This is a genomic window from Lentzea albidocapillata (genome assembly GCF_000719115.1).
GTDB classification, from domain to species: domain Bacteria; phylum Actinomycetota; class Actinomycetes; order Mycobacteriales; family Pseudonocardiaceae; genus Lentzea; species Lentzea albidocapillata.
This window is the reverse complement of sequence record NZ_JOEA01000036.1, coordinates 25,966-51,878: the sequence shown is the minus strand read 5'-3', so window position 1 is coordinate 51,878 and position 25,913 is coordinate 25,966. Positions and strand designations below refer to the sequence as shown.

Here is a 25,913-nt window from a genome sequence, read left to right as displayed (position 1 = left end):
GCCGGGCGCTTTTCAGCCCGGCCTTTTCCGGCCGTCAAGCATCCCGCCAGAGGCTCAAGGTCAAGCCCCAATCGCTATCGACGCGAAGCGGCGATGACCCGCACCGGCCCGGTACTGCCCGAGGGACCACCCTCGCAAGGTGACCTGACCGCATTGGTGACCGCCCCGCTGGAACGTGACATGCCCACGCAAGCCGACCCGCACGGCACCCAGGCACCCATCACCCCAGCGACATCTCCAACGTCGACCCAGTCCGAGCCTTCCGAACCCTCAACCGCGTAGGAATCCGCTGCCGCAACTCCTCAACATGCGACACCAGCCCCACCACCCGCCCCCCAGCACGCAACTCGTCCAACGTGTTCATGACGATGTCCAGCGTGTCCGAGTCCAACGTCCCGAACCCCTCGTCGACGAACAGGGTGTCCAGCAACGCCCCACCGGTCTCGTTGGCCACCACGTCAGCCAACCCGAGGGCGAGCGACAGCGAGGCGAGGAACGACTCCCCCCCGGACAGCGTCTTGGCCGGCCGGGCCCGCCCCGAGTAGTCGTCCAGCACGTCGAGGTTCAACCCACCGCGGGTCCCGCGCGCCCCGGCCGTGTCGGAGTGCACGAAGCTGTACCGCCCCTGACTCATCCGGTGCAGCCGGGCGGAGGCGGCGACCGCGACCTCCTCCAGCCGCGCCGCCAGCACGTACGACCTCAGGGTCATCTTCTTGGAGTTCTGCCCGCGCCCGTTGATCACGTCGGTCAGCGCGTCCAGCTCGGCGTAGGTGGCCTCCAGCGGCTCCAGGGACTTCCACTCGGCGCGCAGCCGCGCGGCCAGCTCACCGACCCGCTCGAACGCCGCACGGGCACGAGCCAGTCCGGTGGCGGCCGACGAGGCCGCGGACCGGGCAGAGGACGCCGCCGCTGTCACCTCGGCGAGGTCCACCTCGGCGGCCGGGTCGACCTCGGCCAGTTCTTCCAGTGTCGCCGAGGCGGAAGCACGCGCGCGCTCCCAGGCGGCGATCCTGTCGTCCAGCGCCTGCAACTTGATCGCGGGCCGGGCGGCGGCCAGGGCTGCGTCGACGTCGGCGAAGCCCGCGGCAGCGGCCTGGCTCGCGACCAGGTTCTGCTGTTCCTCGATGCGAGCGGAGGCGCCGTCTCGGGCCGCACGACGATCTGCCAGTTCCACCAGGGCCTTCGACAACCTGAGCAGGTGGTCGCGGCGGGTCAGGACGTCGTCGTGCTCGCCGCGCGCCTTGTCCAGCCGGGCGCCACGCTCCTCGACCGCGGTCACCAGCGACGCGTGCTCGGTGCGCAGGCCCACCAGTTCCCGCTCGACCTGAGCCTTCTCCTCGCCCAGCTGGCGGGTCTTGGCCTCCAGGCCGACGAACTCGTTCTGCCGCTGCGAACGCGTGCGGGCGAGCTCCAGGGCCGCGCGGTACTCCGCGATGGCGACGGCGGGCTCGTCCGAGCCCAGTGCTTCCCAGCAGGCCTGGATGCGCAGTTCGGCGGCGTGCGCGGCGCGCTCCGCCTCGTTGCGGCGGTCCAGAGCGGTCTGTTCCTCCTGCGCCGCGTCTTCCTCGTCGGTCGCGCCGACACCGCCGAGCATCGGCTGCGCGGGCGCGGGGTGTGACGGTGAGCCGCAGACGGCGCAGGGCTTGCCTCGCTTCAACGCCGCCGCGAGTTCGATGGCCATGTTCTCCAGGCGCTGGTGGCGCACCTGCTGGAGGACGTCCTTGGCCTTCTGGTGGACGTCGATGGCCTCGTGCAGCTGCTTTTTGGTGCGCTCCAACGCTTCCCCCGCCTCCGGCAGAGCGAGGGCGGCATCCGCGCGGGACTTCAGCGACTCCAGGCGGGCCGAGGCTTCTGCCGCCGCGTCCAGCTGGAGACGGCATTGGGCGAGGCGTTCGGGCAGCACGTCCAGTTCGGCGCCGAGAGCCAGCAGACGGCGTTCGACCTGGTAGGAGGAGTTCTTCAGCACCGACAGCCTGCGCACGTCGGACTGCTGGCGTTCGGCTTCGGCGGCCAGTTCGCCCAGGCCGCCCGCCTCCTCGCGGTAGCGCTCGGCGTCCTCGCGCAACGACGAGCCGGTGTAACCCAGGCGCTCCAGCGACTCGCGCGCCTGGGCCTCGTCGCGGACGGCGAACTTGTAGGTCTCCTGCAGCTTCGCGATCTCGTGGAACGCCGGCACCACAGGGATCGCTCGGCGGGCGGCGTCGCGTTCGGCGAACCACGACGCCGAGTCGGCGGCCTCCACGCGGGCCAGCAGCTCGCGGGCCTCGCGCACGCGGCGGATCTGGTCGGCCTGCACGCGGGCCTGGGCCAGCAACGCGTCCGCGCCGTCGGCCACGCCCGCCGTCTCCTCCGACAGCGCACCGGCCTCGGTCACGGCGGCGCAAAGGCGCTCCAGCACGGATTCCAGCCAGCCCGGCTCGCACGACGGCTCGCCGCCGGCGGCTTCCGCCACGCGGTGCATGAGCTCGTCGGCGCCCTTGCGGCGTTCCTCCAGCACCCGGCCGGCGGCGACGCGCCTGTCGCGGAACCACTTCTCCACGTCGAGGAACCGCTCGGTGCCGAAGAGCTTCTCCAGCAACACCTCTCGTTCGGCCGTGTCCGAGCGCAGGAACCGCGCGAACTCGCCCTGCGGCAGCAGCACGACCTGGAAGAACTGCTCGTACGACATGCCCAGCATGTCCTCGACCGCGCGCGCCACGTCGTCGATGCGGGTGATGCCCTCGCCGTCCCAGCCCTCGAGCCAGGTCAGCGTGCACTTCGCGGGCTGCGTGGTGAAGCCGCCGCCGCGTTTCTTCGGGCGGTCGAACTCCGGCGAGCGCACGATCCGAAAGCGCCGCGACTGCACCGTGAGCTCCAGCGACACCTCCGTCGGCACCTGGGGATCGGCGTACTCGCACCGGAGCTTCTTCACGTCGCCACGCGCGCCCGGCACCCGGCCGAACAACGCGAACGCCACCGCGTCGAGCAACGTCGTCTTGCCCGCGCCCGTGTCTCCGTGCAGCAGGAACAGCCCGTCCGCGCCCAGCTCGTCGAAGTCGACGGCCTCGGGCTTCGGGTAGGGCCCGAACGCCGTCAGTTCCAGGCGGTGCAGTCTCATTGCTCCTGCTCCCTCGCCACGGACGCGAACGCCTCGCGCAGCAACGCCTTCTCCGCTTCGGAAGGCTCGGAGCCGCGGGCGTCCGACACGAAGCAGCAGGCCACTTCCTCGTCGGAACGGCCGCGCACCCGGTCCGCGTAGGTCATGTTGTGCTGCAGGCCCTGCTCCGGCCGCCACTCGACGTGCACCGCGTGCTCGAACCGCTTCTGCAACTGCCGCAACGCGTCCATCGGCCGCACGTGGTCCGTCAGCACGACCGACAGGAAGTGGGCTTCCAGCGGTGTGTGCGCCGGATCCTCCAGCACCTCGGCCAGCGTCCCGCTCACCACGGCCAGCTCCCGCGGCACCGGCAGATCACGCCTTTCCACGCCGACGAGCCCGCCCGCGTCCAGCTCGACCAGCCACACCGACTTGCGGTGCCGCGCCTCGGAGAACGAGTACGCCAGCGGACTTCCCGAGTACCTCAGGTTCTCCGCCAGGATCTGCGGCCCGTGCAGGTGCCCGAGGGCCACGTAGTCGACGCCCGAGAACACCTGCATCGACACGTCCTGAACGCCACCCACCGCGATGGTGCGCTCGGACTCCGACGGTGCCCCGCCCGTCACGAAGGCGTGTGCCAGCACCACGGAACGCGAATCCCTGGATGCCAGATCGGCGCGAATGCGCCGCATCGCCTCACCGAGCACGGGCGCGTGCCCCTTCTCCGGCACCCCGAGCACGTGCCGCGCGGGCTCCGGCTCCAGGAACGGGATCCCGTACACCGCGACGGGTCCGTGCTCGTCCTCCAGCTCGACAGGCTTGTCCAGCAACGAGATCTGCGTGCGCAGGTACAGCCCGCCCGCCGCCGCGAACTCCCCGAACACCCCGATCCGCGCCGCCGAGTCGTGGTTGCCCGGCGTGATCACGATCTTCGCCCCGGCCGCGCGGATCCTCATCAGCACCCGCGCGCACAGCGCCACCGCGTCGGCGGACGGCACCGCGCGGTCGTACAGGTCGCCCGAGATGACCACGACGTCGACCTTCTCGGACGACACCAGGTCAGCGAGGCCGCCCAGCACCGACTCCTGCTCCACGAGCAGGTCGCGGCCGTGGAAAGTGCGCCCCACGTGCCAGTCGGAGGTGTGCAGGATCCGCATGGCCCCAACCGTAGAGACGGGGTCCGACAAAACTCCGGGAGGGTTCCCGGCGTGTCACCCGATCGAGTTCAACATCTCTGGGGGAGCATCATCGGTGCCGTGACCGCAGTGATCATCACCGCCTCGCTCGTCCTGGCGCTCGTCTGCGCCGGGGCGCTGGTGTTCGTCTACCGGCTCTACCAGGACAGCGTCCGGCGCACCGACGAAGCACTCCATGCCATCGGCTCGGAACGCGCGCGCTACGACGCCCAGCAGCAAGCCCTGCAACGCTACGAAGTGGCGTTCTCCAGCGTCAGCGGACGCGGTGAACTGGGCGAACAGGTGCTCGTCGAAACAGCGCGCGCACTCGGCCTGAGGGAAAACCTCCACTACACGCTCCAGACGGACGTGGCAGGCGGCGGCGCGGTCCGGCCCGACATGGTGCTGAACGTCGGCGGCGGCCGCGCGGTCCCGGTCGACTCGAAGATGTCCATGGCCACCTGGGCCGAAGCCGTCGAGACGGACGATCCGCGGGAACGGCAGGACGCGCTGCGGGTGCACGTCCGCAACATCCGCTCCCGCGCCGCCGAACTGGCCGGCAAGGGCTACCAGCGCTGGGCCGACGCCATCTACGGCACGATCATGTTCGTCCCCAACGACGGCGCGGTCGTCGCGGCGCTGGACACCGATCCCGAACTGCTGCGCTGGCTGCTCGACCGCCGCGTCTTCCTGTGCGGCCCGACCGGGTTCGCCGTGATCGCGTCGAGCGCGATGTTCGCGGTCACCGAACGCGCGCTGGCCGACGACGTCGAGCAGGTCAGGCTGCAGGCCGGCCGCGCGAACAGGGCCGCCGACGCCGCCATCGACGCCGTCAACCTCTCCACCACGCACCTGCAGCGCTTCCTGAGCGCCAGGCGCAGGGAACTCGACGCGCTGGAGGGTTTCCGGGCGAGCGTGGAGCCGCTGACGGACGCCTCCGCCACCCCCACGCCCCTGCCACTCGTCCGAAGGGCGGACGAACAGTCCGCATAAAACGCACGCAGTGTGCCCGCAGGTTGCTTCTGGGTGAGAAAGCAGCGGACTGACGAACACCGAATGGCCGAACGGCTACCGTGTGCGTCGTGAGTGAGTTGCGCGAGCGTTCAGCAGCTTTCGATGACGACGACGTCGACGGCTACGACGCGGTTCCGTGGAACTACCGGGCCATCTTCGGGGAGTTCAAGGGCATCCCGTGGTGGGCGGCGATCCTCGCTGCCCTGATCCCGGCGTTCATCGGCGCTTTCATCGACATCAACTCCAGCAAGACCGTCGGCTGGACGTTCTACGTCGTGTTCTTCGTCGGCGCGCTGGCCGCGATCCTGCTCGTGCAGCGCCGGAGCCTGTTCGGGCCGATGGTGCAGCCGCCGCTGGTCCTGGCCGCGACGGTGCCCACGCTCGTGCTGCTGACCGGTGAGTCCGGCAAGGGCGGCCTGTCCGCCATGGCCCTGGGCCTGGGCAAACCGCTGATCGACAGCTTCCCGGTCATGGCCCTCACCACCGCCGTGACGGTCGGCCTGGGCATCCTGCGGATCATGCTGCAGAAGAACCCGAACCGGCCGACCAAGGACGAGGTCCGCGAGGCCAAGGCGGAGATCAAGGACCGCGCCAAGCCCGTCCGCAGGCCTCGCGCGCAGCCCGAGGAGGACGAGCGTCCGCGCCGTCCCCGCCCCGAGGGCGCCCCGGCCCGCCGCCCGCGTCCCGAAGGCGCTCCCGCGCGCCGTCCACGCCCGGAAGGTGCCCGCGCCGAACGTCCCGCGGGCCAGCGCAAGCCCCGCCCGCCGCGCGAAGACCGCTAGCCCGGCAAACGCACACTCGGCTGATCCGTTGTTCGTGATCGGCCCCGCGAACGTCGTACAACGGATCACGGACAACAACCCCCCTGACCAGCACGCACTCTGCGAGCATGAGTTCGATGCCTAGGGGAGAACGTCCACTGGACGAGGGTGACAGCCCGCTGCTGCGGTTCGCCGCGGACTTGCGACAACTGCGCACCAACGCGGGGAAACCGAGCTACCGGGAGCTGTCCCGGCGCGCGCACTTTTCGGCGAGCACGCTGTCCGACGCGGCGGGTGGCCGGAAGCTGCCGGGTCTCGACGCCACGCTCGCGTACGTCCGCGCGTGCCACGGCGACGAGCCCGCGTGGGAACGGCGGTGGCACGACCTCGCCGTCGTGATGGCGCAGAGCAAGGTCAGCGACGGGCCTTCGCCGTACGTCGGCCTCAACCCGTTCACGACGCTGGACGCCGACCGCTTCTTCGGCCGTGAGGCGCTCACGCACACATTGCTCGACAGGCTCGAGCGGCAGCCGTTCCTCGCGGTGTTCGGCGCTTCCGGCGAGGGCAAGTCGTCGCTGCTCAGGGCGGGCATCGCGGCGAAGTTCCCGAACGCGGTGGTGTGCACTCCCGGCCCCGACCCGGACGCGGCCCTCGCCGACGCCCTCGCGCACGGCCCGGACCTGCTGGTCGTCGACCAGTTCGAGGAGCTCTTCACGCTCTGCGAGGACGAGGTGCAGCGCACGGCGTTCCTCGACGCGCTGCTGGCCGCCGACTGCCGGCGGGTCATCGCCGTGAGGTCCGACTTCTACCCGCAGTGCGCGCAGTACCCAAAGCTCGCGGAAGCGCTCACGGACGCACAGGTGCTCCTCGGCACGATGACGCCGGACGAGTTGCGACGCGCGATCACCCAACCGGCCGCGTCTGTCGGTTGCACGGTCGAAACAGCCCTGTTGACCACTCTCGTCGCCGAGGCTGCGGGTCGCAGCGGAGTGCTCCCCCTCGTGTCGCACGCACTGCTCGAAACGTGGCACCGCAGGCGTGGCAACACCCTCACGCTCAGCGGCTACCAGGCCGCGGGAGGTATCCAGGGCGCGCTCGCGCAGAGCGCCGAGGCCGCGTTCGCCACGCTGGACGACGAACAGCAGCGCCTCGCCAAACACCTCCTGCTGCGGCTCAGCGCCGACGGGACGAGACGTCTCGTCCCGCGGCAGGACGTCGTCGGCGAGGAGGTGCTGGACGTCCTCGCCGACACCCGGCTGGTCACCGTCGACGAGCACACCGTCGCGGTCACCCACGAGGCGCTGTTCCAGGCCTGGCCGCGGCTGCGGGCGTGGCTCGACGAGGACCACGAGGGCCTCCGTACGCACCGCAGGCTCACCGACGCCGCCCGCACGTGGCAGGAGCTGGGCCGTGACGCCGGCTCGCTCTACCGCGCCACCAGGCTCGCGGAGACGACCGAGTGGCTCACCCGCGCCCGGCCGGAGCTGACCGGCACCGAACGCGAGTTCATCGGTGCGTCCAGGACCCTCGAACGCCGCCGTTCCCGCCGCCTGCGCTGGGTCGCGGCGGGCCTGTCCGGCCTGCTGCTGGCCACCACGGCGACCGCTGTGGTCGCCGTGCAGCAACGCCGCGAGGTCGACCGCCTCGAACTCGTGCGCAGGTCGCAGGAGCTGGCCGAGACGTCGGCGGCGCTCGCGAACAGCGACCCGGACCGAGCCGCGCGAACGGCCGTCGAGGCGTACCGCACGTATCCGACCGTCGAGGCGCGTGGCCGGGTGCTCGGCGCGGCCGCCGAGGCGTCCAGTGGCCGCGAGATCAGCCTCGACCACGCCGGCATGGGCCGCTCACTGCGCCACAACGGCGCGTGGAGCACGGCCATCCGCAACGGCACCATCACGCTGGTGGGATCCCGCGGCATCGACACGTACGACGCCACGAGCTTCAAGCAGCTCAGATCGGTGCCGCACGAGGACAAGTCGACCTACATCTTCGGTTGGGCGATGGCCGGCGACGGCACGCTGGCCGTGTCCGAGGGCAACGGGCGGATCACCTTGCGCACAGGGCCGGAGGCCACGTCCGTGCCGTTCGTGACGACCCCATTGCCCGTCGGTGTGCATTTCACCGACAACGACCGGTCGCTCCTGGTGGGCGGCACGGTCTACGACGTCGCCACCAGGCAGAAGCGGAACGAGCTGCCCGTCGGTCAGATCACCGGCCCGTACGCGATCCAGGACGACAAGGTCCTCGCGGTCGCCTCCGGCAGCTCGGTCACCGTGTGGGACCTGACCACCCGGCAGCGGACGGGAGGCTTCGCGCTGGGCTCCGGCTTCATCCACCGGATCGTCCTGCTGCCCGGCGGCAAGCAGGCGGCGGTCTCGAACGACGAGGGCCTCGTCCAGGTGCGCGACCTCGCCACCGGCGTGATCGTCGCGACACCACCGGGGCACACCGGCGGCCCGGTCACGTCCCTCACCCCCAGCCCCGACAAGACGGTCCTCGTCTCGGCCGGCCAGGACGGCCGGCTGCACCTGTGGGACCTGGCGCGCGGCACCACACTCGCGACGCTCACGATCGGCAGGGCGGTGGTCAACCTGACCTACGCCCCGGACGGCTCGCTCGCGATCCTCACCGAGAACGAGTTGATGTTCTGGCCGCCGGGCAACATGCCCAAGGCCTCCGGCCAGGCGGTGCGCGCGCTCGCGGTCGACTCCGACGGGACGGTGCTCACGGTCGACGGCGCCGGCGTGATCGAACGGCGCGACGAGGCACTGCGCCCGGTGCACCGGCAGGAAACGGGGATGGCCCAGAACTGGATGGGGCGCTTCAGCCCCGACCGCAGGCTCGTCGCGACGAGCGCGCCGTTCTCGGTGCGGGACGTGGCGACGGGCAAGCCGGTGTCACCGCCGAGGGGGCTCGGGTACCGGACCGAGAGCCACCTGCCGGTGGCCCTCGAGTTCGACGGCCGTTCGGTGCTCGCGATCGGCGGCGAGGTGCCCGACGGCCTGTGGCCCGTGGACGAGACGGAGCCGACGCTGATCGGCGGACTGCCCTGGGGGCAGCGCACCTCGGCCACGTTCGGTCGTTCTGATCACGAGATCGTGCTGGGCCGTGAGGACGGTGGCGTCAGCGTGCGCGACACCAAGACATGGAGCGAGATGGCGTTGCGCAGCCCGCACAAGCGTCCCGTGCGCGCGCTGGCGATGTCACCGGACCGCAAGCTCCTCGCCACGGCGGACGACAACGGCGTGATCGTGCTTTGGGACGCCACGACGTGGCAGCAGGCCGGCGAACTGCGGGGGCACACCCAGGCGGTGACCGCGCTGGAGTTCAGCCCTGACTCGACCCGGCTCGCGAGCGGTGGCCGGGACAGCAACGTGGTCGTGTGGGCCGTCGGCGACCGGTCGATGTGGGCCGCGCTGCGCGGGCACAGCCAGCCGATCACGCACCTGGCGTGGCGGCCGGACGGCACCGCTGTGGTGTCCGCTGGCGCGGACGCGATGACCGTCTGGCCGCTCGACGTCGAGAAGGCCCTGACCTCGCTGGCTTAGCGAACCAGGTCCTTGCGGAGCTCCCGCGGCAGCGAGAACGTGATGCGCTCGTTCGCCGTGGTGATCTCCTCGACCTCGCCGTAGCCGTGGGACTCGAGGAACTTCAGCAGCTCCATCACCAGCAGGTCCGGCACCGACGCGCCCGACGTGACGCCGACGGTCTCGACGCCCTCGAGCCACGCCGGGTCGACCTCCTTGGCGTAGTCGATCAGGTAGGAGGCCTTGGCGCCGTGCTGCAGCGCGACCTCGACCAGCCGGACCGAGTTGGAGGAGTTCTTCGAGCCCACGACGAGCACCAGGTCGCACGACGGCGCCATCGTCTTCACCGCGGTCTGGCGGTTCGAGGTGGCGTAGCAGATGTCGTCGGACGGCGGGTCCTGCAGATCCGGGAAGCGGTCCTTGAGCTGACGGACGCGCACCATGGTCTCGTCGACCGAGAGCGTCGTCTGCGACAGCCAGATCACCTTGGAGGGGTCGCGCACCTCGACGGTCGCGGCGTCCTCGGCGGTGTCGACGAGCTGGACGTGGTCCGGCGCCTCACCGGCGGTGCCCTCGACCTCCTCGTGTCCCTCGTGGCCGATCAGGAGGATGTCGTAGTCCTCCTTGGCGAACCGCACCGCTTCTTTGTGGACCTTCGTCACGAGCGGGCAGGTGGCGTCGATGGTGCGCAACGACCGCTGCTCGGCCTCGGCGTGCACGGCCGGCGACACGCCGTGTGCTGAGAACACGACGAGTGCGCCCTCAGGAACCTCGTCCGTTTCGTTGACGAAGATGGCGCCGCGGTCGGACAGCGTCTCCACGACGTACTTGTTGTGGACGATCTCCTTGCGCACGTAGACGGGAGCGCCGTACTTCTCGAGGGCGAGCTCGACCGTCTCGACGGCACGATCAACGCCCGCGCAGTAACCACGCGGCTTCGCCAACAGGACTCGCTTGGGCATGGCCCCAGGGTACCCAGGCCCGGTCCTAGGCATTTCAGACGCGGTTGCGGCAGGCTAGTACGCATGAAGCCACTGCCACTGGGTGTCCGCATCGCCGCCGGCCTGGCGGTGACCGCCCTCGAACAGGCCCGCAAGCTGCCACAGCAGCTCGCCGGACTCCCGTTGACGGTGGTCAGCGAGGCGATGCAGTTGTCCATGCGCGTGCAGCAGCATGTGACCGAACTCGCCATCAAGGGCGACGACGTCCTCTCCGGACTGAGGCCGGTGGAGGATGAACCGGAGTGGGCGACCTTCGACGACGAGGAGACGCCCGTCACGACTTCTCAGGAAACTCCCGCGGACGACCCGTGGGAGGAGGAAGTGCGCGCGATCGCCGAGGTTCCCGAGTTCCTTCCGATGTACGACGAACTGTCGATCGCCCAGCTGCGCGCCCGGCTGCGCAACCTCGACGCCGAGCAGCTCGAGGAGTTGCTGCGCTACGAGAAGGCGCACGAGTCGCGGCCTGAGTTCGTGGGCATGCTCAATCGCAGGATCCGAACGGTGAGTGCCCCAGAGGGGGGTCAAACGCAGTCGTGAGTGAAGCGAAATCCACGCCGGAGAACCCGTGGCCGGTGCGGACGGTCGCCCGCAAGCTGCTCGACTGGATCAACCGGCTCGGCGACGTGTGGGTAGAGGGTCAGGTCACGCAGCTCAACGCGCGCAGTTCCACGGCGTTCCTGACGTTGCGCGACCCGAGCGTCGACATGTCCATGTCGATCACCTGCAACGCCTCGATGATCCGCGAGCTGCAGCTCACCGAGGGCAGCAGGGTCATCGCGCACGGGAAGATCAGCTTCTACCCGAACCGCGGCACGCTCAGCCTCAGGGCGGACGACATCCGCGCCGTCGGCATCGGCGAGTTGCTGGCCCGGATGGAACGGCTGCGCAAGCTGCTGCACGCCGAGGGCCTGTTCGACCCGCGCCGCAAGCGCCGTCCCCCGTTCCTGCCGAACAAGATCGGCCTCATCACCGGCCGGGCGTCCGCGGCGGAGCGCGACGTGCTCACGAACGCGCGGAACCGTTGGCCCGGCGCGCACTTCCGCGTCATCAACGTCGCCGTGCAGGGCCCGACCGCCGTGACCCAGGTGATGACCGCACTGTCCACTCTGGAACGCGACCCCGAGTGCGATGTGATCATCATCGCCCGCGGCGGCGGCAGCGTGGAGGACCTGCTGCCGTTCTCCGACGAGGCGCTGTGCCGCGCGGTCTCCTCGTGCCGCACGCCGGTCATGTCGGCGATCGGCCACGAACCGGACACCCCGCTGCTCGACCACGTTGCTGACGTGCGTTGTTCGACGCCGACCGATGCTGGCAAACGGGTGGTTCCCGATGTCGCTGAAGAGAGTGAACGCGTCCGGCAGATGCGCGATCGGGGCCGCCGCGCGCTGCACGGCTGGGTCGATCGAGAGCGCAAACTGCTCGACTCACTGCGCTCCCGACCAGTACTTTCGGATCCTTACGGCCCGCTGGAGCGCCGTTCCGAGGAAGTGCGGCGTTTTCGCGAGCAAGGTCGCCGGGCCGTCACGCAACGACTCGATCGGGAGGACGTCCACCTCTCGGGGACGAAAGCGCGCTTGACGACCCTCGGACCAGCCGCCACGCTGGCCCGCGGCTACGCCGTTGTGCAACTCGTCACACCTGACGGGCTCGACGGCGTGTTGCGTTCTGTCTCAGATGCGCCGAGCGGAACACAGCTGCGGGTACGCGTCGTTGACGGAGCAGTGCGGGCCGCGGTCGTCGGTCCGGAAACCGACGGGGAAGGGGGAGGTACCGATGATGCGTGATGCCGTGTTCCTGCCCCTCACCATGGAGGCGGCGGGTTCCTGCGGCTCGGGCCTGCACACGAAGGCGGAGGCGGCGAACCGCGCCGCGGCGGACTGCTGGACGGCCATGGTGGGCGACTGCGACACCACGGACCGCCGCACGCTGATCCTGACGTTGCACGACCTGAGCGAGGCCACCGTGATTTCCGGTCGCGCGGCGATTGGCGGCATGGTCCAGTACCGGCGCGTCGCGGAGGCCGAGGCGCTCATCGACGAGGCGGTGCGAGAGGGTGACGGCGAGGAGTTCGCGGAGGCCCTGGTCGGTTACGACCTGGCCGTCGCGACCGTGCTGAGTCGTCTGAGGAGTCAATCCGCGTGAGTTCGGAAACCACCCGGGACACTTCACCGGGTTACGAAGCCGCCCGCGACGAACTCGTCGAGGTGGTCCGCAAGCTGGAGGCCGGCGGCCTGTCGCTGGAGGACTCCCTGGCGTTGTGGGAACGCGGTGAAGCGCTCGCCAAGACTTGTGAGCAGCATCTCGCCGGCGCGCGCGAGCGAATCGATGCAGCTCTCGCTGTGGTCGAGGAGGACGTTTCCGAAGCGTGATCCCATGCAAGGATTCAGTTGCCGATCACAAAATCCGGCACGCTGAGTAGTCGCATGGAGGCGCGCAATGGTGAACACCCCCGCGGAACGACGTCGCGAAGCCCCCGACCGGAACCTGGCATTGGAGCTCGTGCGCGTCACCGAGGCGGCGGCGATGGCCGCGGGCCGGTGGGTGGGACGCGGCGACAAGAACGGCGGCGACGGGGCGGCCGTCGACGCGATGCGCAAGCTCATCCACACCGTCTCGATGCGGGGCGTCGTGGTGATCGGCGAGGGCGAGAAGGACGAGGCGCCCATGCTGTTCAACGGTGAGGAAGTGGGCAACGGCGAGGGCCCCGACTGCGACGTCGCGGTCGACCCGATCGACGGCACCACGCTGATGGCCAAGGGCATGCCGAACGCGCTGGCCGTGCTGGCGGTGGCCGAGCGCGGGGCGATGTTCGACCCGTCCGCCGTGTTCTACATGGAGAAGCTCGCCGTGGGCCCGGAGGCGGCCGACGTCATCGACATCACCGCGCCGCTCGCCGAGAACATCCGCCGCGTCGCGAAGGCCAAGCACAGCGACGTGTCCGACGTGAACGTCTGCATCCTCGACCGGCCCCGGCACGAGCAGATCGTGCAGGAGGTGCGCCAGGCCGGCGCCCGCATCCACTTCATCTCCGACGGTGACGTGGCCGGTGCGATCGCGGCCGCGCGCCCCACGTCGGGCGTGGACATGCTCGTCGGCATCGGCGGCACTCCCGAGGGCATCATCGCCGCGGCGGCCCTCAAGTGCGTCGGTGGCGCCATCCAGGGCCGGTTGTGGCCGAAGGACGACGAGGAGCGCGAGAAGGCGATCGGCGCGGGCCACGACCTGTCCCGCGTGCTCACCACGAACGATCTTGTTTCGGGCGACAACGTCTTCTTCTGCGCCACGGGCGTGACCGACGGCGACCTCCTGCGCGGCGTGCACTACCGCGCGGGTGGCTGCACCACCCAGTCGATCGTCATGCGCTCCAAGTCCGGCACCGTACGCATGATCGACGGCTTCCACAGCCTGCACAAGCTGCGCGAATACGCCTCGGTGGACTTCGACCTGCCCGAGCACGTGCAGCAGCCGCTGCCGTAGTTCTGTGAATCTGTGAACCGTCAACGGACAGTCACCCTCCGAGTGACCCTAGTGACGAAGTGACTTTCGTCCTTAGTTTCCGACCTGACCCCGGCAACCCTGCGCCGGGTTCAGGAAAGGAACTCAACGATGAGGGCACGTTCGTTGTTCTCCGCAGTCGTCGTGGCCGCGGGCGCTCTGCTCGCCTCGGCCGCTGCGGCCACCGCGGCTCCGGCTCCCACCGCTGACGGCGACGTCTCGCCGATGATCGTCGGCGGCACCAACGCCACGCAGGTCTACTCCTGGATGGTCTCCCTGCAGAGCACCTCCGGCAGCCACTTCTGCGGCGGCACGCTGATCAAGGCCAACTGGGTCGTGACGGCGAAGCACTGCGTCCAGGGCCGGTCCGCGTCGACGGTCCGCACCCGGATCGGCACGACCAACCGCACGAGCGGCGGCACCACCACCGGCGCGTCGCGGATCATCAACCACCCGTCCGCCGACCTGGCGCTCGTGCAGCTCAACACCTCGGTCAGCCAGGCTCCCGCGGCCGTGTCGGCCGCGTCCGGCCCGGTCGGCACCGCGACCCGCATCATCGGCTGGGGCCAGACCTGCCCGACCCGTGGCTGTGGTGGTGCTCCGATCACCCTGCAGGAGCTCAACACCTCGATCGTGACGGACAGCCGTTGCGCCGGCATCAGCGGCGCCTCGGAGATCTGCACCAACAACACCGGTGGCAACAAGGGCGCCTGCTACGGCGACTCGGGTGGCCCGCAGGTGAAGTCCGTGGGTGGCCGCTGGGAGCTCATCGGCGCGACCAGCCGCTCCGGTGGCGGCGCGACCTGCGCGACCGCTCCGTCGATCTACGTGGACGTCCCGTACTTCCGCTCGTGGATCAGCCAGTACGCCGGCACCGTGTGAACTGACTCGGTAGATCGGTAAACGCATTCCGAGGTCCGTCTCCCAACTGTTACGGGAGGCGGACCTTCGCGTTGCAACCTGGGCAGACCTCTCATCGTCTATTTCGGCAAGGGATGGAACAACCAGGGGGGTACGCGATGAGGATGCTGCTCGTGGCGGTCGCGTTGATGTCGGTGGCGGGATGCGCGCAGGGGGCCGTCAGGGCCGAGACTCCAGCGGCGCCACCGCATTCGTCGGCGTCTTCGGCGCCTTCTTCCGAGACACCGCCTTCCACGCCTTCGTCGACGCCCGCCCCGCCGCCGCCCCCGCCGCCGCCTCCCGTCGTGAAGCCGACGCCGTGCACCATCAGCGACGGCGCGTGCATCCAGCTCTCCACGAACCAGACTTGGGTCGTCCGGGGTGACAAGATCGTCTACGGTCCGACGCCGATCACCCACGGCCGTAAGGGCTTCGAGACGCCGCTCGGCGACTTCCCGGTGCTGCGCAAGGTGAAGGACGAGTGGAGCCGGCCGTACAACGCGCCGATGCCGTGGTCGACGTACTTCACCGAGAGCGGCATCGCGTTCCACGAGGGCTCACTGACCGAACCGTCGCACGGCTGCATCCACCTGGACCCGCCGTCGGCGAAGTACTACTTCAACAACCTTTCGATTGGCGACACCGTCCAGGTGGTCTCATGATCATCAACTATGAGAGTTCTGGCCATCACGGCCCTGTTCCTGCTTAGCTTCGCGTTGCCCGCGCAGGCTTCCGGCTGCACCGTCCACAACGGAGCCTGCGTGCAGAAGCACACGAACCTGGCGTGGCTGGTCTTCAACGGCGTGACGAGCTACGGCCCGGTCCGGATCAGCCACGGCAAGCCGGGCTTCGGCACGCCCGTGGGCAACTTCCCGGTGCTGCGCAAGGTGAAGAACGACTGGAGCGTCCCCTACAACGGCCCGATGCCCAACGCCGTCTACTTCACCACCGACGGCATCGCGTTCCACCAGGGCGACCTGAACTCCCAGTCGCACGGCTGCGTGCGCCTCACCTGGAACGACTCCGAGGTCTTCTACAACAACCTGTTCCCCGGCGAGCGCGTCCAGGTCCTTCCATGAGGCGATGATTGAAATCACCCGATAGTGGCTACTCCACTACCGAGAGGTGATGCGAGATGCGAGTTCTGATCGCGACGGTGCTCCTGATCCTCGGCTTCGCGGTTCCCGCACAGGCTCAGGCGGGATGCACCGTCCACAACGGAGCGTGCCTGCAGAAGCACACGAACCAGGCGTGGCTGGTCTTCAACGGCAAAACGAGCTACGGGCCGGTGGCCATCAGCCACGGCAAGCCGGGGTACGAGACCCCGGTGGGCACGTTCTCGGTGCTGCGCAAGGTGAAGAACGACTGGAGCGTCCCCTACAACGGCCCGATGCCGAACGCGGTGTACTTCACCACGAACGGTATCGCGTTCCACCAGGGTGACACTGCCGTGCAGTCCCACGGGTGCATCCGGATGACCATGGATGCGTCGCTCGTGTTCTACGACAACCTGATGATCGGCGAGCAGGTGCAGGTACTGCCTTAGTTCGCCGTTGGAAGGCCTGACCGGATTTCCCCGGCCGGGCCTTCTAGCACTTCGCGCGTTTCTTCGTGAAGTCGTCCGCGGTGAGGTAGTCGCCGTCGTACTTGACCTTGCCGTCCTTCAGGCCGTCGAGCGTGAACTCCACGACGGGTGTACTGCCGTCGTCCCGCTGCACGGACAACCGCAGCGGCTCGGCACCGTTCGGCCGCTGCCAGGCGACCTTCTCCTCGGCGCCCCCTGGTTTCTGGCCGACGGTGAGCTCGCGGACCTCGGCCGGCTGGACGAACCCGATCCGCCAGATCTCCTTCTCGCCCGCCTGAACCCACATGGCCGTGACGCCCGGCCCACCGCAGGCGGCGTCGACGAACTGCGGGAGCCCGGTCGGCGTGAGTTTCGCGGCCCACGTCTGTTCCGAGGAGCAGCCCCCGAGCACGGTGACCGCGGCGAGCACCGCGACCGTCTTCCACCGAGTCATACCGCTCTCCTCAACTGAATAGCCGCCCACCGGCACCCATCATCGCGCGCAAGGTGGGCGTCGCGCCGTCGACGTGCCTGGAGCGCACCCGCCTGCTGCGCGAGCGTGGTGTGATCCGCGGCTACCACGCGGACATCGCGCCGTCCGCGCTGAACCGGGGCGTGCAGGCGCCGGCGTCGGTGCAGGTCTGCCCGCTGAGCCGCACCGTGATCGACGCCTTCAAGGCCTTCGCCGCAGGCCTTCCCGAGGTTACGGCGGTGTTCATGATGGCGGGCAGCGACGACTTCGTGATCCACGTGAGCGCCCAGGACAACGACCGCCTGCACGCGTTCCTGGTCGACAAGCTGAGTCAGCGCAAGGAGATCGTCGGCTTCCGCACGTCGATCATCTTCCAGCACCTGGCGAAGCACGACCCGGCGCCGCTGCCGGGGGCCTGACAGACCCCCGGCGCGCGCGTCAGCTGCCGTCGCTCGAATGCCCCGGGAACAGGTGCGCCGACGGGTTGAGCGCCACGGCGATGTTGTTGACCGCGGTCGCCGCCTCCCCGAACCCCGTCGCGATGAGCTTGACCTTGCCGGGGTACTGCGCGACGTCGCCCGCCGCGTAGATCCTGTCCAGCTTGGTCTTCATGGTGGAGTCGACGAGCACCGCGCGGTGGTCGAGCTCGAGCCCCCACGACTCGATCGGCCCGAGGTCCGCGGTGAACCCGAGGGCGGCCACGACCGTCTGCGCAGGCAACGTCCGCGCGTCGCCGCCCTTGACCTTGACGTCCACTTCGGACAGTGGCTCGCCGCGCAACGCCAGCACCTCGGCGTCGGTGATGATCTCCACGCCGAGCTCCCGCACCTGCCGCACGGTGGCCGCGTGCGCGCGGAAGCTGGCCCTGCGGTGCACGATCTTGACACTCGCGGCGATCGGGTGCAGCGCCAGCGCCCAGTCGAACGCCGAGTCGCCACCGCCCACGATCACCACGTGCTGCCCGGCGTGTTCGGCCAGCACCGGCACGAAGTGGACCATGCCGCGTCCCAGCCGGCCGTCGCCTGCGGGCAACGGACGCGGGTTGAACTCGCCCATGCCCGCCGTGATCAGCACGGCCTTGGTGTTGATGGAGGAACCGTCCGCGAGCCCGACCCGCAGACCGTCCTCAATGGACTCGCAGGTACGCGCCTGCCGGCCGAGCAGGTAGGTCGGCTTGAACTGCGCGGCCTGCTCCACCAGGCCGTTGACGAGGTCACGTCCCCGCACGGCGGGGAACCCGGCCACGTCGAAAATCATCTTCTCCGGATACATCGCCGTGATCTGGCCGCCCGGTTCCGGCAGAGCGTCGACCACTGCGACGTTCATTTCCCGGAAGCCCGCGTAGTAAGCGGCGAACAACCCCGTGGGACCAGCTCCCACGACGAGGAGGTCGACGTCACGCTCCATGAGTGGTGCCCTTCTGCCAGTGGTGGGTGGCAGTGCTGTGATCGACGATAGAGACTCGGAGGTATGTCTGAACAGGAGTACCGCGTCGAGCACGACACGATGGGTGAGGTCCGCGTGCCGATCGACGCATTGTGGCGCGCCCAAACACAACGCGCGGTCGAGAACTTCCCGATTTCCGGTCGAGGCCTGGAACGCGCCCAGATCAGGGCACTGGGCCTGCTCAAGGCAGCGACGGCCAGGGTGAACGCCCGGCTCGGCGTACTCGACGCGGACCTGGCCTCCGCCATCGCCACGGCAGCCGACGAGGTCGCCGGCGGCCAGTGGGACGCCCACTTCCCGGTCGACGTCTTCCAGACGGGTTCCGGCACGTCCTCGAACATGAACGCCAACGAGGTCATCGCCACCCTCGCCACTCGCGCACTGGGCCGCGACGTGCACCCGAACGACCACGTCAACGCCTCGCAGTCGTCCAACGACACGTTCCCGACGACGTTGCGCGTGGCCGCCACCGAGGCCGTGATGACCGACGTGATCCCGTCGCTCGAACACCTCCTGGGCGTCCTGGAGTCACGCGCCGCCGAATGGTCCGACCTGGTCAAGTCGGGCCGCACGCACCTCATGGACGCCGTCCCGATCACCCTGGGCCAGGAAGCCGGGGCCTGGGCGGCCCAGGTCCGCTACTCCGTCGAACGCCTGCAGGCCTCCATCCCGCGCCTCGCGGAACTGCCGATCGGCGGCACCGCGGTGGGCAGCGGCCTGAACGCCCCCGAGGGCTTCGGCGCGGCGGTGGCGGCAGAACTGGCCAAGGCCACCGACCTGCCGCTGGTGGAGGCCCGCGATCACTTCGAGGCCCAGGCCACCCAGGACGGCGTCGTCGAGATCTCCGGCCAGCTCCGCGCGTCGGCCGTGGCACTGTTCAAGATCGCCAACGACCTCCGCTGGCTGGGCTCGGGCCCCCGCACCGGCCTCGGCGAACTGGCGCTGCCCGACCTCCAGCCGGGCAGCTCGATCATGCCGGGCAAGGTCAACCCGGTGATCTCCGAAGCCACGATGATGGTCGTCGCGCAGGTCATCGGCAACGACGCCACCGTCGCGTTCGCCGGCTCGCAGGGCAACTTCCAGCTGAACGTGATGCTGCCGGTCATCGCCCGCAACGTCCTGGAGTCGTCCCGCCTGCTCGCCGCCGTCGCCCGCCTGCTCGCCGACAAGGTCCTGGTCGGCACCGAACCGCAGGTGGCGCGGATGAGCGAGTACGCCGAGTCGTCCCCGTCCATCGTCACGCCGCTGAACCGCTACATCGGCTACGAGGAGGCGGCGTCGATCGCCAAGCAGTCACTGAAGGAGCGCAAGACCATCCGCGAGGTGGTGCTGGAACGCGGCCACGTGCCGGGCAAGCTCACCGAGGAACAGCTCGACGCTGCTCTGGACGTGCTGCACATGGCCCGCGGCGGCCGTTGACGCTCAGAGGGGAGCTGTCCACCGGGCAGCTCCCACTTCCTAATCGCCCGTGACGCCCCACACGGCCGTCGTGGCGGGCACACCATCCACGTAGAGGGTGGTGAAACACCCGCTCGCCCGCTCGCAGAACAGTTCATCCGCCTCGTAGACCGCGTCGAACTGTTCGCGCGTCGGCGTGAGCGTGCCGAACTTCTCCTGGATCGTCGCTTCGTCCAGCGGACGCATCGCCCACGCCACGTCCGCGGCGCCGTAGTGGATGTCGAAGATGTCGAGCACGGAATGCGTGCACTCCAGTGGAAGGCACTCGTGCACCCCGTAGAGCTCCTGCAGTTCCTGGACCGAGGCCGGCCTGGGAACGCCGGGCTCCGCCCAGTGGTACTCGCCGCCGGCGAGCTCCTGGGCGTGCAGCGCGTTCAGCACGACGACCGGATCCGGGTCGTACTCCGCATAGCGGATCCAGCCAGATGCACCCATGTCAGGAGTGAATCACGAGTACATCGCGAGCCAGATCGCGATGTTGTGACCGCCGGGATTTTTGCTAGGCGTGGATGTTGGCTTGAATGGCCGTTGAACTGCGGTTTTGGTGATTAACAGTTCTCACTGGTTTTCGACGCTTTGAGACGTCTCACGGCCTGGAGACGGCCTGGGAGTTGATCGACCCGCCTTGGGCACCATCCCGATACTGAGCCGATCTCGCGGACAGTGGTGGCGGGTCAAGACACGCTTTCCCGTCTTGACGCGGTGCCGCTGGGCCGTGACTGATCATGGCGTGTCGGGGTGGTGCCCTTCGTGCTGTCAGATGCTCGCCTGCGCGATCGTCCCAGCTAAGTCAGTGCTAGCTAGAGCTGTTGGTCCAACGACGAACCCGGTCTATGCTCCCTGCATTCGGTATCAGTCACTCCGGGTGAGGGAGAGGGGCATGGGCGAGATCAACCTGTTGATCCAGGCCCGTGTGCACCCGTCGATTGGGCGCCTTACCGATCCGGCTGACGCACACCCTCTCAAAAAAAGCTCCTAACGGCATGGCGAGCGTGGGGTGTGCCACGCCGCGAATCTGACACACCTAGCTCCTGCTTCGGGTCCCGCCGTCGGTGGCGCACTGCCAGCCACTAGGTGGAGCCGCGCCGCCGTGGCCGGCGGGCGGAGCGAAGCGGGAGCCCGACGTGCCCGGATGGATGCGGGCCACGCTGGTAGGCGACTGGCCTACCAGCGCGCCGCCGACGGCGGCGCCTTGATCCCATAAAGCTGAATTCAGCAGTCAAAGCTGACGCTCGCCGTTGCATTCCGCCATGACCGAGCCTGATCGCGATACACCCAACCCTGCTTGACCTGGGAGAACTGAGCGACCGTAACGCCCGATGGTGTTCAGGGCGACAACGTATCGACACGCTCGTCAGCGACCTCTGAGGGTGGACTGGATGGACCGGGTAACGGAAGGTCTCCTGAAGACCTGGGTAGGGAATCACGGCGTGACGCTCGCGGACGAAAGCGAGCAATTCGAGCACTTCGTGAACTTTATCGTGCTGTCCCGCCACCACAATCAGCAGTTCACAGTCGACGACTACTCATGCGGTTCAGGCGGAACGCAAGGTATAGATGGATTCGCCCTGTCCATCAACAACGAGTTGATCGCGAATATAGAAGAACTCGAAGATGCACTGAAGGGTACGCACTCTATCGAGTCAGCCATAACAATCGTGCAGTCCAAGCGTTCTCCGTCATTTGACCTTGGCGACTTCGGCACATTCGTTGACGCAGCACACTGGCTACTGACTAAAGCCACACCACCTCATGGCAAGCTTAAGGCTCAGCACGAGATGCTGAAGCGCCTATTCGATGAGTCAGCACGGTTCGTCGCAAATCCAATATGTCGCATGTACTACGTAACGACGGGCACTTGGACCAATCCTGCACCGTTTGCAAGCAAGATTAGCGACACGATCGAACGACTTGAGCAGAGCAATCTGTTTTCCCGGATTGACATCCACTCTTGGGGCACTAAGGAGATCCAGTCCAACTGGAGGGCTATTGATAGCGCAACCGAGGTGACTATCCAGTTTGACCAGAGAACGACACTGCCAGACATGCAAGGAATCCAAGAGGCCTACCTGGGCGTTCTGCCCGGGGTCGAGTTCGTGAAGCTCGTAACGGACGAGGACGGCGACATTCGTCGGACACTGTTCTTCGACAATGTTCGCGACTTTCAAGGTGACAATGACGTCAATCGCGACATCTTGAACACATTGAACTCGGACGCTGCGGACAAGTTCTGCGTACTCAACAACGGGGTTACCGTCGTCGCTCGGGACCTAAAGCCCACTGGAAATAGATTTACTCTCAAGGACTTTCAGATCGTCAACGGTTGCCAAACCAGCTACATCCTCCACAGGAACACGGCTTCGCTCGACGGCGTATTCGTCCCCTTCAGGCTGATCATCGCTTCAGACGAGGACGTCGCCAACAGCATCGCTCGGGCAACCAACAACCAGAGCCCAGTCACGCCCGAAAACCTGATGGCCCTATCACTACTTCAAAGGCGGATCGAGAACTACTTCGATTCGTTTGACGACAGCGACGGGCATCGCATCTACTACGAACGTCGTTCAAAGCAGTGGTTCGGCTCTACACAGGTTAGAGGAACGTGGCGTGTTATCACCCTTCGAAACCTCATGCAGTCGTTCGCTTCCCTATACCTGCGCATACCTCACACTGCCGCCCGATACTATGGCGACCTAAGAGGTCGTGTCGGATCAGAAGTCTTCGCCGAACGCCACCACCCCGCGTATTACTATTCCGCCGCGTACGCGTTCTGCAAGCTCGATCACTTCTTCCGGAGCGGCGCAGTTGATCGGGAACTCAAGCCAACCAGATACCATCTTCTGGCCGGCTTGCGAACGCTGCACACTAAGTCCATCAAGCCAGATTCGGTCGAGTCAAATGAGAAGAAGGCTGAAACCGCGTGCAGCAGCTTCAACAAGCTGATCTGGAATGACCAGGAATACCTGAAGGCGATTGCTCGATGCGAGAAGGTGCTACGAGACCTGGCTGAGGGGCGAGAGATCACGCGCGACTTTGGACGCACTCGCGACTTCACTGATCAGTATTTGAAGGCCCTGCTGGCAAGCTAGGGAAAATAGCCGCACACAGAGGATCTAACCCGACCCATTACTGCCCAAGTTGAATTGCTCCGCACCATCCCACGTATAACTGCGCTCGACACGTCTAAGCCGAATCAGCGAAACTGACCTAATTGCGATCTCCACCGGAGATGGGTCGACAGTCTCCATGAGTTTGACGACCGGAACCGAAGACATAGGTGTATTGACGTACGCGACGGTCAAGTGCGGAGAGTAGGACTCTGAGCGCTCGGGAACTTGACATACACCCCATACGTCCGAAATACCTTCGCGGACCGCATCACGGATTGAACATACCGCCGATGTTGGCGTCGGACAAAGTGCAATCGCCTGCTGTCGTGCCGTTAGGCGGTGAAATTTGACAACTTGCCACGGAACACCCGCTAGACGACGACGTACCGATTCACTGATCGCGGTGGTATCAGCCGTGGAAACTTCGTCAACAAACCCAACACCTTGCATCGTGACATGCAGCCAAGGCCGTGGCACCAAGTCCAATCCGGGCAGGCCGGCAAGCCCCCCTGGTGAGACAAGACCAGGTCATGGAGAGATGCATCGTCTTCAAAGGTCAGGTGCCAAGTGAAGAACTCGCGACCAGGACGCCAACCGGGGCGCCAGTACCAATGGTCGACGAGTTGGTCAGCATTCTGAGTGCGACTGTGTTCACCCACTGAGTCACACCTCACTAGCGGCTGTCGGCTGCTCGGCTTCCTGCTCGATGAGGTAGTCGTCGATGACGATCACGCGGTCGGCAGGCCAGATCGACTCTGACACCTCTAGCACATCGCCGTCCTCGTCACGGGCCACGTGCACTACGTGCATCACGGACGCACCTGTTGGCAGCTCAAGGATTCCGCTCTCCTCGGCGGTCGGCATCCGCGCAATCCACTGGTCGTGGGCGCGAGTGTAGCGACGGCCTGTCAGGTCCTCTACGCACAAGAACAATGCCGTAGGCACGACCTTCGGCTGTTCCAGGAACGTGCCGCCCGCGACCTCGACAGGCAGGTAACTCGCGCCGATCTCCTCAGGCTGGTTGGTGTCCTTGTCGAACAGGTGGCGTCGGCGGATGACGACCTCGGTACCGGGCTCGATACCCATCACCTCGGCGATGTGACCGGGCACAGGACCACGTCCGGCGAACACGATGTCGTGGCGTAGGTGGTGCGTCAGAAGCTTCTGATGGTCGCGGGCACTGCCGTAGCGGCCTCGCGAACGGCGTTGCAGCCGGCGCTGCTCCTTCACGAACGTGCCGATGCCGTGGCGGGACTCGATGAGTCCCTCGGCTCGCAGCACTCCTAGCGCTTGCCTGATCGTCGGCAGGCTCATCCGGAAGCGCTCGACCAGCGTCGTCTCTGCTGGGAGCCGCTGACCAGGCGCAAGCTCGCCGTCGCGGATCTCTCGTCGAAGGGCATCCGCAACGCGGTGGTACTTAGGCGCTCGTGCGCCAAGCCCCTCGGTCATCAACTTCCCCTTCCTACGCCTTCCCGTGCAGGTCACCGACTAGGTGCGCCTACGACGTGCCTACAAAGCGCCTACAAAGGGGCGCAAAGCGACCCTACTCCTCATGAGGACTTGACGACAGGCAGGCAACGGCCTAGCTTAACCCCAGGAGGTAGCTCCTAATGAGGAGTTGAAGACAGGAAGAGATGAAGGTTCATGCCGGTCATCCCTACGCGTTTCCCGGTTCGCTTCGGCGACGTGTTCCCGCTCGGCTGCTTCGTACTCGGCGGCGAACCGTCGAACGCCCTGGTCTGGACGGTCCGCGCGCTCGACGCGAACGAGGAAGCCGCGAGGTTCGGCGCGGAGTTCAAGGTCAAGGTCGCGGCTGAGGTGCAGCCCGTGCCGCCCATGAAGGCGAGCGGCTTCCCGTACCCGGCGGCCGAGTTCGAGGACCTGACGATTACCCCGTACGCGGGGCGCAACGGGCGGATCGCCTACAGCTTCCGGGCGTCCGGGATGCATGCGCCGCACGTTGGGCGGGCCAAGCCTGATCCGGGTGAGGTGGGCACGAAGTCGGCGGCGGCGTGACAGGCGTCTGGTGCCACCAGCGCGCACTCGGGGTCTCACCGAGATCAACGTTCAGATCACTGTCCACAAAGGTGGCGTGATGGGGCTCGGGGACAACGGGCCTTGGCCGGAGCGGAGTGCGGCCACCTTTGTGTTCGGTGGTGGCGGTGCGGCTGCTCGGGTGGCCGTCCGGGTTTGTCGCCTCCGAGTTGGATCGTCTGGCTGAGCTGGTCGCACAGGCTCAGGCGCGGATTGACCAGGGGGAATCGTGATGCTCAAGCTGCTCGTTTCGCCTGGTCCTGAGGCCTCTGCGGACATCGTTCCGTGGCCTGACCTGACGGCCTCGGCTTACTGCCTGCGGCTGAACCTGGACCCCGCACAGATCGCTATCCACATGCCGGACGGGCCGAATGGCCGCGAAGAGCTGGCGGCGTTTCTCCGGAAACTTTCGCAGCACGCCGGCCTGTTGGCTGCGGTGCTCGACCCGCAACACGGCGCCGGGTGGGTCGGGAACCTGCCGACACAGGACAAGTCGGGCTGGATGGGCTGACGTCCGGCGCAAGGCGGTGATGCCGGTGGTCCCGCGTCCGCTGGCTCGGTTGATGTACGCGATGAACCTGACCGCAAAGCATCCGGTGACCGGTCGGGTCCGGATGGAGTGGCGGGGCTGCTCGCGCTGCCTCGGTGGCGGCTGGTTCCGGAAGACGGAGAAGCGGCCGCTCTGCTCCTGGTGCAGGGCGCTCGCCAAAAGCTCGCTGAGTACTGATCGACAACTGAACAACCCGTTGGTGTGTCGCGCGGGAAACAGTCGGAAGTCTTGGCGGGCCTCGAATGCTTCCCGGCGACATGCCGACTCGAACGACCCTGAGTTTGTTAGGACACAAGAGATTCGAGTCATGCAAGCCTATCGCCACACTCA

Annotated in this window: 25 protein-coding genes; 17 read left to right on the top strand and 8 right to left on the bottom strand. The window is 67.5% G+C overall.

The window, feature by feature from the left end:
• Positions 1-220: 220 nt before the first annotated feature.
• On the bottom strand, positions 221-3,097 hold the full coding sequence (locus IG04_RS0140470; RefSeq protein WP_030482052.1) for an AAA family ATPase: 2,877 nt from the start codon (positions 3,095-3,097) through the stop codon (positions 221-223).
• Complete coding sequence (locus tag IG04_RS0140465) at positions 3,094-4,233, bottom strand: exonuclease SbcCD subunit D (protein WP_030482051.1); 1,140 nt, start codon at positions 4,231-4,233, stop codon at positions 3,094-3,096. Before IG04_RS0140465 ends, IG04_RS0140470 begins: the two co-directional genes overlap by 4 nt.
• A gap of 99 nt (positions 4,234-4,332) precedes the next feature.
• Between IG04_RS0140465 and IG04_RS0140460 the strand changes: the two genes are divergently transcribed.
• The 3 genes from IG04_RS0140460 (at position 4,333) to IG04_RS0140450 (ending at position 9,574) form a co-directional block, all read left to right on the top strand.
• Positions 4,333-5,244, top strand: coding sequence for a DNA recombination protein RmuC (locus IG04_RS0140460; RefSeq protein ID WP_030482050.1), 912 nt, complete (start codon positions 4,333-4,335; stop codon positions 5,242-5,244).
• Between the two features lie 89 nt (positions 5,245-5,333).
• Positions 5,334-6,047: a DUF6542 domain-containing protein gene (locus tag IG04_RS0140455; RefSeq protein WP_030482049.1), complete on the top strand. Its 714-nt coding sequence runs from the start codon at positions 5,334-5,336 to the stop codon at positions 6,045-6,047.
• Positions 6,048-6,154: 107 nt separating this feature from the next.
• The gene (locus tag IG04_RS0140450) at positions 6,155-9,574 is read left to right on the top strand and encodes an nSTAND1 domain-containing NTPase (protein ID WP_084402070.1); all 3,420 of its coding nucleotides are present in this window, start codon (positions 6,155-6,157) and stop codon (positions 9,572-9,574) included.
• Here IG04_RS0140450 and IG04_RS0140445 read toward each other — a convergent pair.
• Positions 9,571-10,515 (bottom strand): 4-hydroxy-3-methylbut-2-enyl diphosphate reductase, encoded by a 945-nt coding sequence (locus IG04_RS0140445; RefSeq protein WP_030482047.1) that lies wholly within the window; start codon positions 10,513-10,515, stop codon positions 9,571-9,573. The genes IG04_RS0140450 and IG04_RS0140445 overlap by 4 nt on opposite strands.
• 63 nt (positions 10,516-10,578) lie before the next feature.
• Here IG04_RS0140445 and IG04_RS0140440 point away from each other — a divergent pair, with 63 nt between their 5' ends.
• The 9 genes from IG04_RS0140440 to IG04_RS0140400 all read left to right on the top strand — a co-directional run bounded on the left by IG04_RS0140440 (position 10,579) and on the right by IG04_RS0140400 (position 16,495).
• Positions 10,579-11,091, top strand: coding sequence for a lipid droplet-associated protein (locus IG04_RS0140440; RefSeq protein ID WP_030482046.1), 513 nt, complete (start codon positions 10,579-10,581; stop codon positions 11,089-11,091).
• The gene (xseA, locus tag IG04_RS0140435) at positions 11,088-12,338 is read left to right on the top strand and encodes an exodeoxyribonuclease VII large subunit (protein WP_030482045.1); all 1,251 of its coding nucleotides are present in this window, start codon (positions 11,088-11,090) and stop codon (positions 12,336-12,338) included. Before IG04_RS0140440 ends, xseA begins: the two co-directional genes overlap by 4 nt.
• Complete coding sequence (locus IG04_RS0140430; protein WP_030482044.1) at positions 12,328-12,696, top strand: hypothetical protein; 369 nt, start codon at positions 12,328-12,330, stop codon at positions 12,694-12,696. The genes xseA and IG04_RS0140430 overlap by 11 nt, the downstream gene beginning before the upstream one ends.
• On the top strand, positions 12,693-12,923 hold the full coding sequence (locus IG04_RS0140425) for an exodeoxyribonuclease VII small subunit (protein ID WP_030482043.1): 231 nt from the start codon (positions 12,693-12,695) through the stop codon (positions 12,921-12,923). Before IG04_RS0140430 ends, IG04_RS0140425 begins: the two co-directional genes overlap by 4 nt.
• Positions 12,924-12,990: 67 nt before the next feature.
• Entirely contained in the window at positions 12,991-14,031 is a 1,041-nt protein-coding gene (glpX, locus tag IG04_RS0140420) for a class II fructose-bisphosphatase (RefSeq protein ID WP_030482042.1), read from the top strand.
• Positions 14,032-14,160: 129 nt separating this feature from the next.
• On the top strand, positions 14,161-14,931 hold the full coding sequence (locus IG04_RS0140415) for a S1 family peptidase (protein ID WP_030482041.1): 771 nt from the start codon (positions 14,161-14,163) through the stop codon (positions 14,929-14,931).
• Between the two features lie 137 nt (positions 14,932-15,068).
• On the top strand, positions 15,069-15,611 hold the full coding sequence (locus IG04_RS0140410; protein ID WP_245816659.1) for a L,D-transpeptidase: 543 nt from the start codon (positions 15,069-15,071) through the stop codon (positions 15,609-15,611).
• A gap of 9 nt (positions 15,612-15,620) precedes the next feature.
• Complete coding sequence (locus IG04_RS0140405) at positions 15,621-16,028, top strand: L,D-transpeptidase (protein WP_030482039.1); 408 nt, start codon at positions 15,621-15,623, stop codon at positions 16,026-16,028.
• A gap of 56 nt (positions 16,029-16,084) precedes the next feature.
• Positions 16,085-16,495, top strand: a complete 411-nt coding sequence (locus IG04_RS0140400; protein WP_030482038.1) for a L,D-transpeptidase — start codon at positions 16,085-16,087, stop codon at positions 16,493-16,495.
• Between the two features lie 43 nt (positions 16,496-16,538).
• On the opposite strand, the gene IG04_RS0140395 is transcribed toward IG04_RS0140400, so the two are convergent.
• Complete coding sequence (locus IG04_RS0140395; RefSeq protein WP_030482037.1) at positions 16,539-16,967, bottom strand: hypothetical protein; 429 nt, start codon at positions 16,965-16,967, stop codon at positions 16,539-16,541.
• A 14-nt stretch (positions 16,968-16,981) separates the two neighbouring features.
• Here IG04_RS0140395 and IG04_RS0140390 point away from each other — a divergent pair, with 14 nt between their 5' ends.
• Entirely contained in the window at positions 16,982-17,404 is a 423-nt protein-coding gene (locus tag IG04_RS0140390) for an Lrp/AsnC ligand binding domain-containing protein (RefSeq protein WP_051771889.1), read from the top strand.
• A 19-nt stretch (positions 17,405-17,423) separates the two neighbouring features.
• On the opposite strand, the gene IG04_RS0140385 is transcribed toward IG04_RS0140390, so the two are convergent.
• Positions 17,424-18,392, bottom strand: a complete 969-nt coding sequence (locus IG04_RS0140385) for an NAD(P)/FAD-dependent oxidoreductase (RefSeq protein WP_030482035.1) — start codon at positions 18,390-18,392, stop codon at positions 17,424-17,426.
• 63 nt (positions 18,393-18,455) lie between these two features.
• Between IG04_RS0140385 and IG04_RS0140380 the strand changes: the two genes are divergently transcribed.
• Positions 18,456-19,850: a class II fumarate hydratase gene (locus IG04_RS0140380; protein ID WP_030482034.1), complete on the top strand. Its 1,395-nt coding sequence runs from the start codon at positions 18,456-18,458 to the stop codon at positions 19,848-19,850.
• Between the two features lie 39 nt (positions 19,851-19,889).
• On the opposite strand, the gene IG04_RS44670 is transcribed toward IG04_RS0140380, so the two are convergent.
• Positions 19,890-20,324, bottom strand: a complete 435-nt coding sequence (locus tag IG04_RS44670) for a hypothetical protein (RefSeq protein WP_051771887.1) — start codon at positions 20,322-20,324, stop codon at positions 19,890-19,892.
• 944 nt (positions 20,325-21,268) lie between these two features.
• Here IG04_RS44670 and IG04_RS0140370 point away from each other — a divergent pair.
• Positions 21,269-22,978: an AIPR family protein gene (locus IG04_RS0140370; protein ID WP_248782545.1), complete on the top strand. Its 1,710-nt coding sequence runs from the start codon at positions 21,269-21,271 to the stop codon at positions 22,976-22,978.
• 24 nt (positions 22,979-23,002) lie between these two features.
• Here IG04_RS0140370 and IG04_RS49050 read toward each other — a convergent pair whose 3' ends face one another.
• Complete coding sequence (locus IG04_RS49050) at positions 23,003-23,476, bottom strand: 2'-5' RNA ligase family protein (RefSeq protein WP_420843989.1); 474 nt, start codon at positions 23,474-23,476, stop codon at positions 23,003-23,005.
• 186 nt (positions 23,477-23,662) lie between these two features.
• Positions 23,663-24,448: a GntR family transcriptional regulator gene (locus tag IG04_RS0140365; protein WP_084402073.1), complete on the bottom strand. Its 786-nt coding sequence runs from the start codon at positions 24,446-24,448 to the stop codon at positions 23,663-23,665.
• 195 nt (positions 24,449-24,643) lie between these two features.
• On the opposite strand from IG04_RS0140365, the gene IG04_RS0140360 reads away from it, so the two are divergent.
• Together IG04_RS0140360 and IG04_RS0140350 are read left to right on the top strand one after the other, a co-directional pair.
• Positions 24,644-25,015, top strand: coding sequence for a hypothetical protein (locus IG04_RS0140360; RefSeq protein WP_051771882.1), 372 nt, complete (start codon positions 24,644-24,646; stop codon positions 25,013-25,015).
• Between the two features lie 250 nt (positions 25,016-25,265).
• On the top strand, positions 25,266-25,544 hold the full coding sequence (locus IG04_RS0140350) for a hypothetical protein (RefSeq protein WP_144065644.1): 279 nt from the start codon (positions 25,266-25,268) through the stop codon (positions 25,542-25,544).
• Positions 25,545-25,913: the final 369 nt, after the last annotated feature.

Bases quoted from the DNA above. Each gene is read 5' to 3' on its own strand.
- IG04_RS44670 (WP_051771887.1), bottom strand. From the start codon at position 20,324: ATGGGTGCATCTGGCTGGATCCGCTATGCGGAGTACGACCCGGATCCG.
- IG04_RS0140350 (WP_144065644.1), top strand. From the start codon at position 25,266: ATGCTCAAGCTGCTCGTTTCGCCTGGTCCTGAGGCCTCTGCGGACATC.
- IG04_RS0140465 (WP_030482051.1), bottom strand. From the start codon at position 4,233: ATGCGGATCCTGCACACCTCCGACTGGCACGTGGGGCGCACTTTCCAC.
- IG04_RS0140365 (WP_084402073.1), bottom strand. From the start codon at position 24,448: ATGACCGAGGGGCTTGGCGCACGAGCGCCTAAGTACCACCGCGTTGCG.
- IG04_RS0140445 (WP_030482047.1), bottom strand. From the start codon at position 10,515: ATGCCCAAGCGAGTCCTGTTGGCGAAGCCGCGTGGTTACTGCGCGGGC.
- IG04_RS0140370 (WP_248782545.1), top strand. From the start codon at position 21,269: ATGGACCGGGTAACGGAAGGTCTCCTGAAGACCTGGGTAGGGAATCAC.
- IG04_RS0140415 (WP_030482041.1), top strand. From the start codon at position 14,161: ATGAGGGCACGTTCGTTGTTCTCCGCAGTCGTCGTGGCCGCGGGCGCT.
- IG04_RS0140380 (WP_030482034.1), top strand. From the start codon at position 18,456: ATGTCTGAACAGGAGTACCGCGTCGAGCACGACACGATGGGTGAGGTC.
- IG04_RS0140430 (WP_030482044.1), top strand. From the start codon at position 12,328: ATGATGCGTGATGCCGTGTTCCTGCCCCTCACCATGGAGGCGGCGGGT.
- IG04_RS0140440 (WP_030482046.1), top strand. From the start codon at position 10,579: ATGAAGCCACTGCCACTGGGTGTCCGCATCGCCGCCGGCCTGGCGGTG.
- IG04_RS0140385 (WP_030482035.1), bottom strand. From the start codon at position 18,392: ATGGAGCGTGACGTCGACCTCCTCGTCGTGGGAGCTGGTCCCACGGGG.
- IG04_RS0140450 (WP_084402070.1), top strand. From the start codon at position 6,155: ATGAGTTCGATGCCTAGGGGAGAACGTCCACTGGACGAGGGTGACAGC.
- IG04_RS0140405 (WP_030482039.1), top strand. From the start codon at position 15,621: ATGAGAGTTCTGGCCATCACGGCCCTGTTCCTGCTTAGCTTCGCGTTG.
- glpX (WP_030482042.1), top strand. From the start codon at position 12,991: ATGGTGAACACCCCCGCGGAACGACGTCGCGAAGCCCCCGACCGGAAC.
- IG04_RS0140360 (WP_051771882.1), top strand. From the start codon at position 24,644: ATGCCGGTCATCCCTACGCGTTTCCCGGTTCGCTTCGGCGACGTGTTC.
- IG04_RS0140470 (WP_030482052.1), bottom strand. From the start codon at position 3,097: ATGAGACTGCACCGCCTGGAACTGACGGCGTTCGGGCCCTACCCGAAG.
- IG04_RS0140400 (WP_030482038.1), top strand. From the start codon at position 16,085: ATGCGAGTTCTGATCGCGACGGTGCTCCTGATCCTCGGCTTCGCGGTT.
- IG04_RS0140410 (WP_245816659.1), top strand. From the start codon at position 15,069: ATGAGGATGCTGCTCGTGGCGGTCGCGTTGATGTCGGTGGCGGGATGC.
- IG04_RS0140395 (WP_030482037.1), bottom strand. From the start codon at position 16,967: ATGACTCGGTGGAAGACGGTCGCGGTGCTCGCCGCGGTCACCGTGCTC.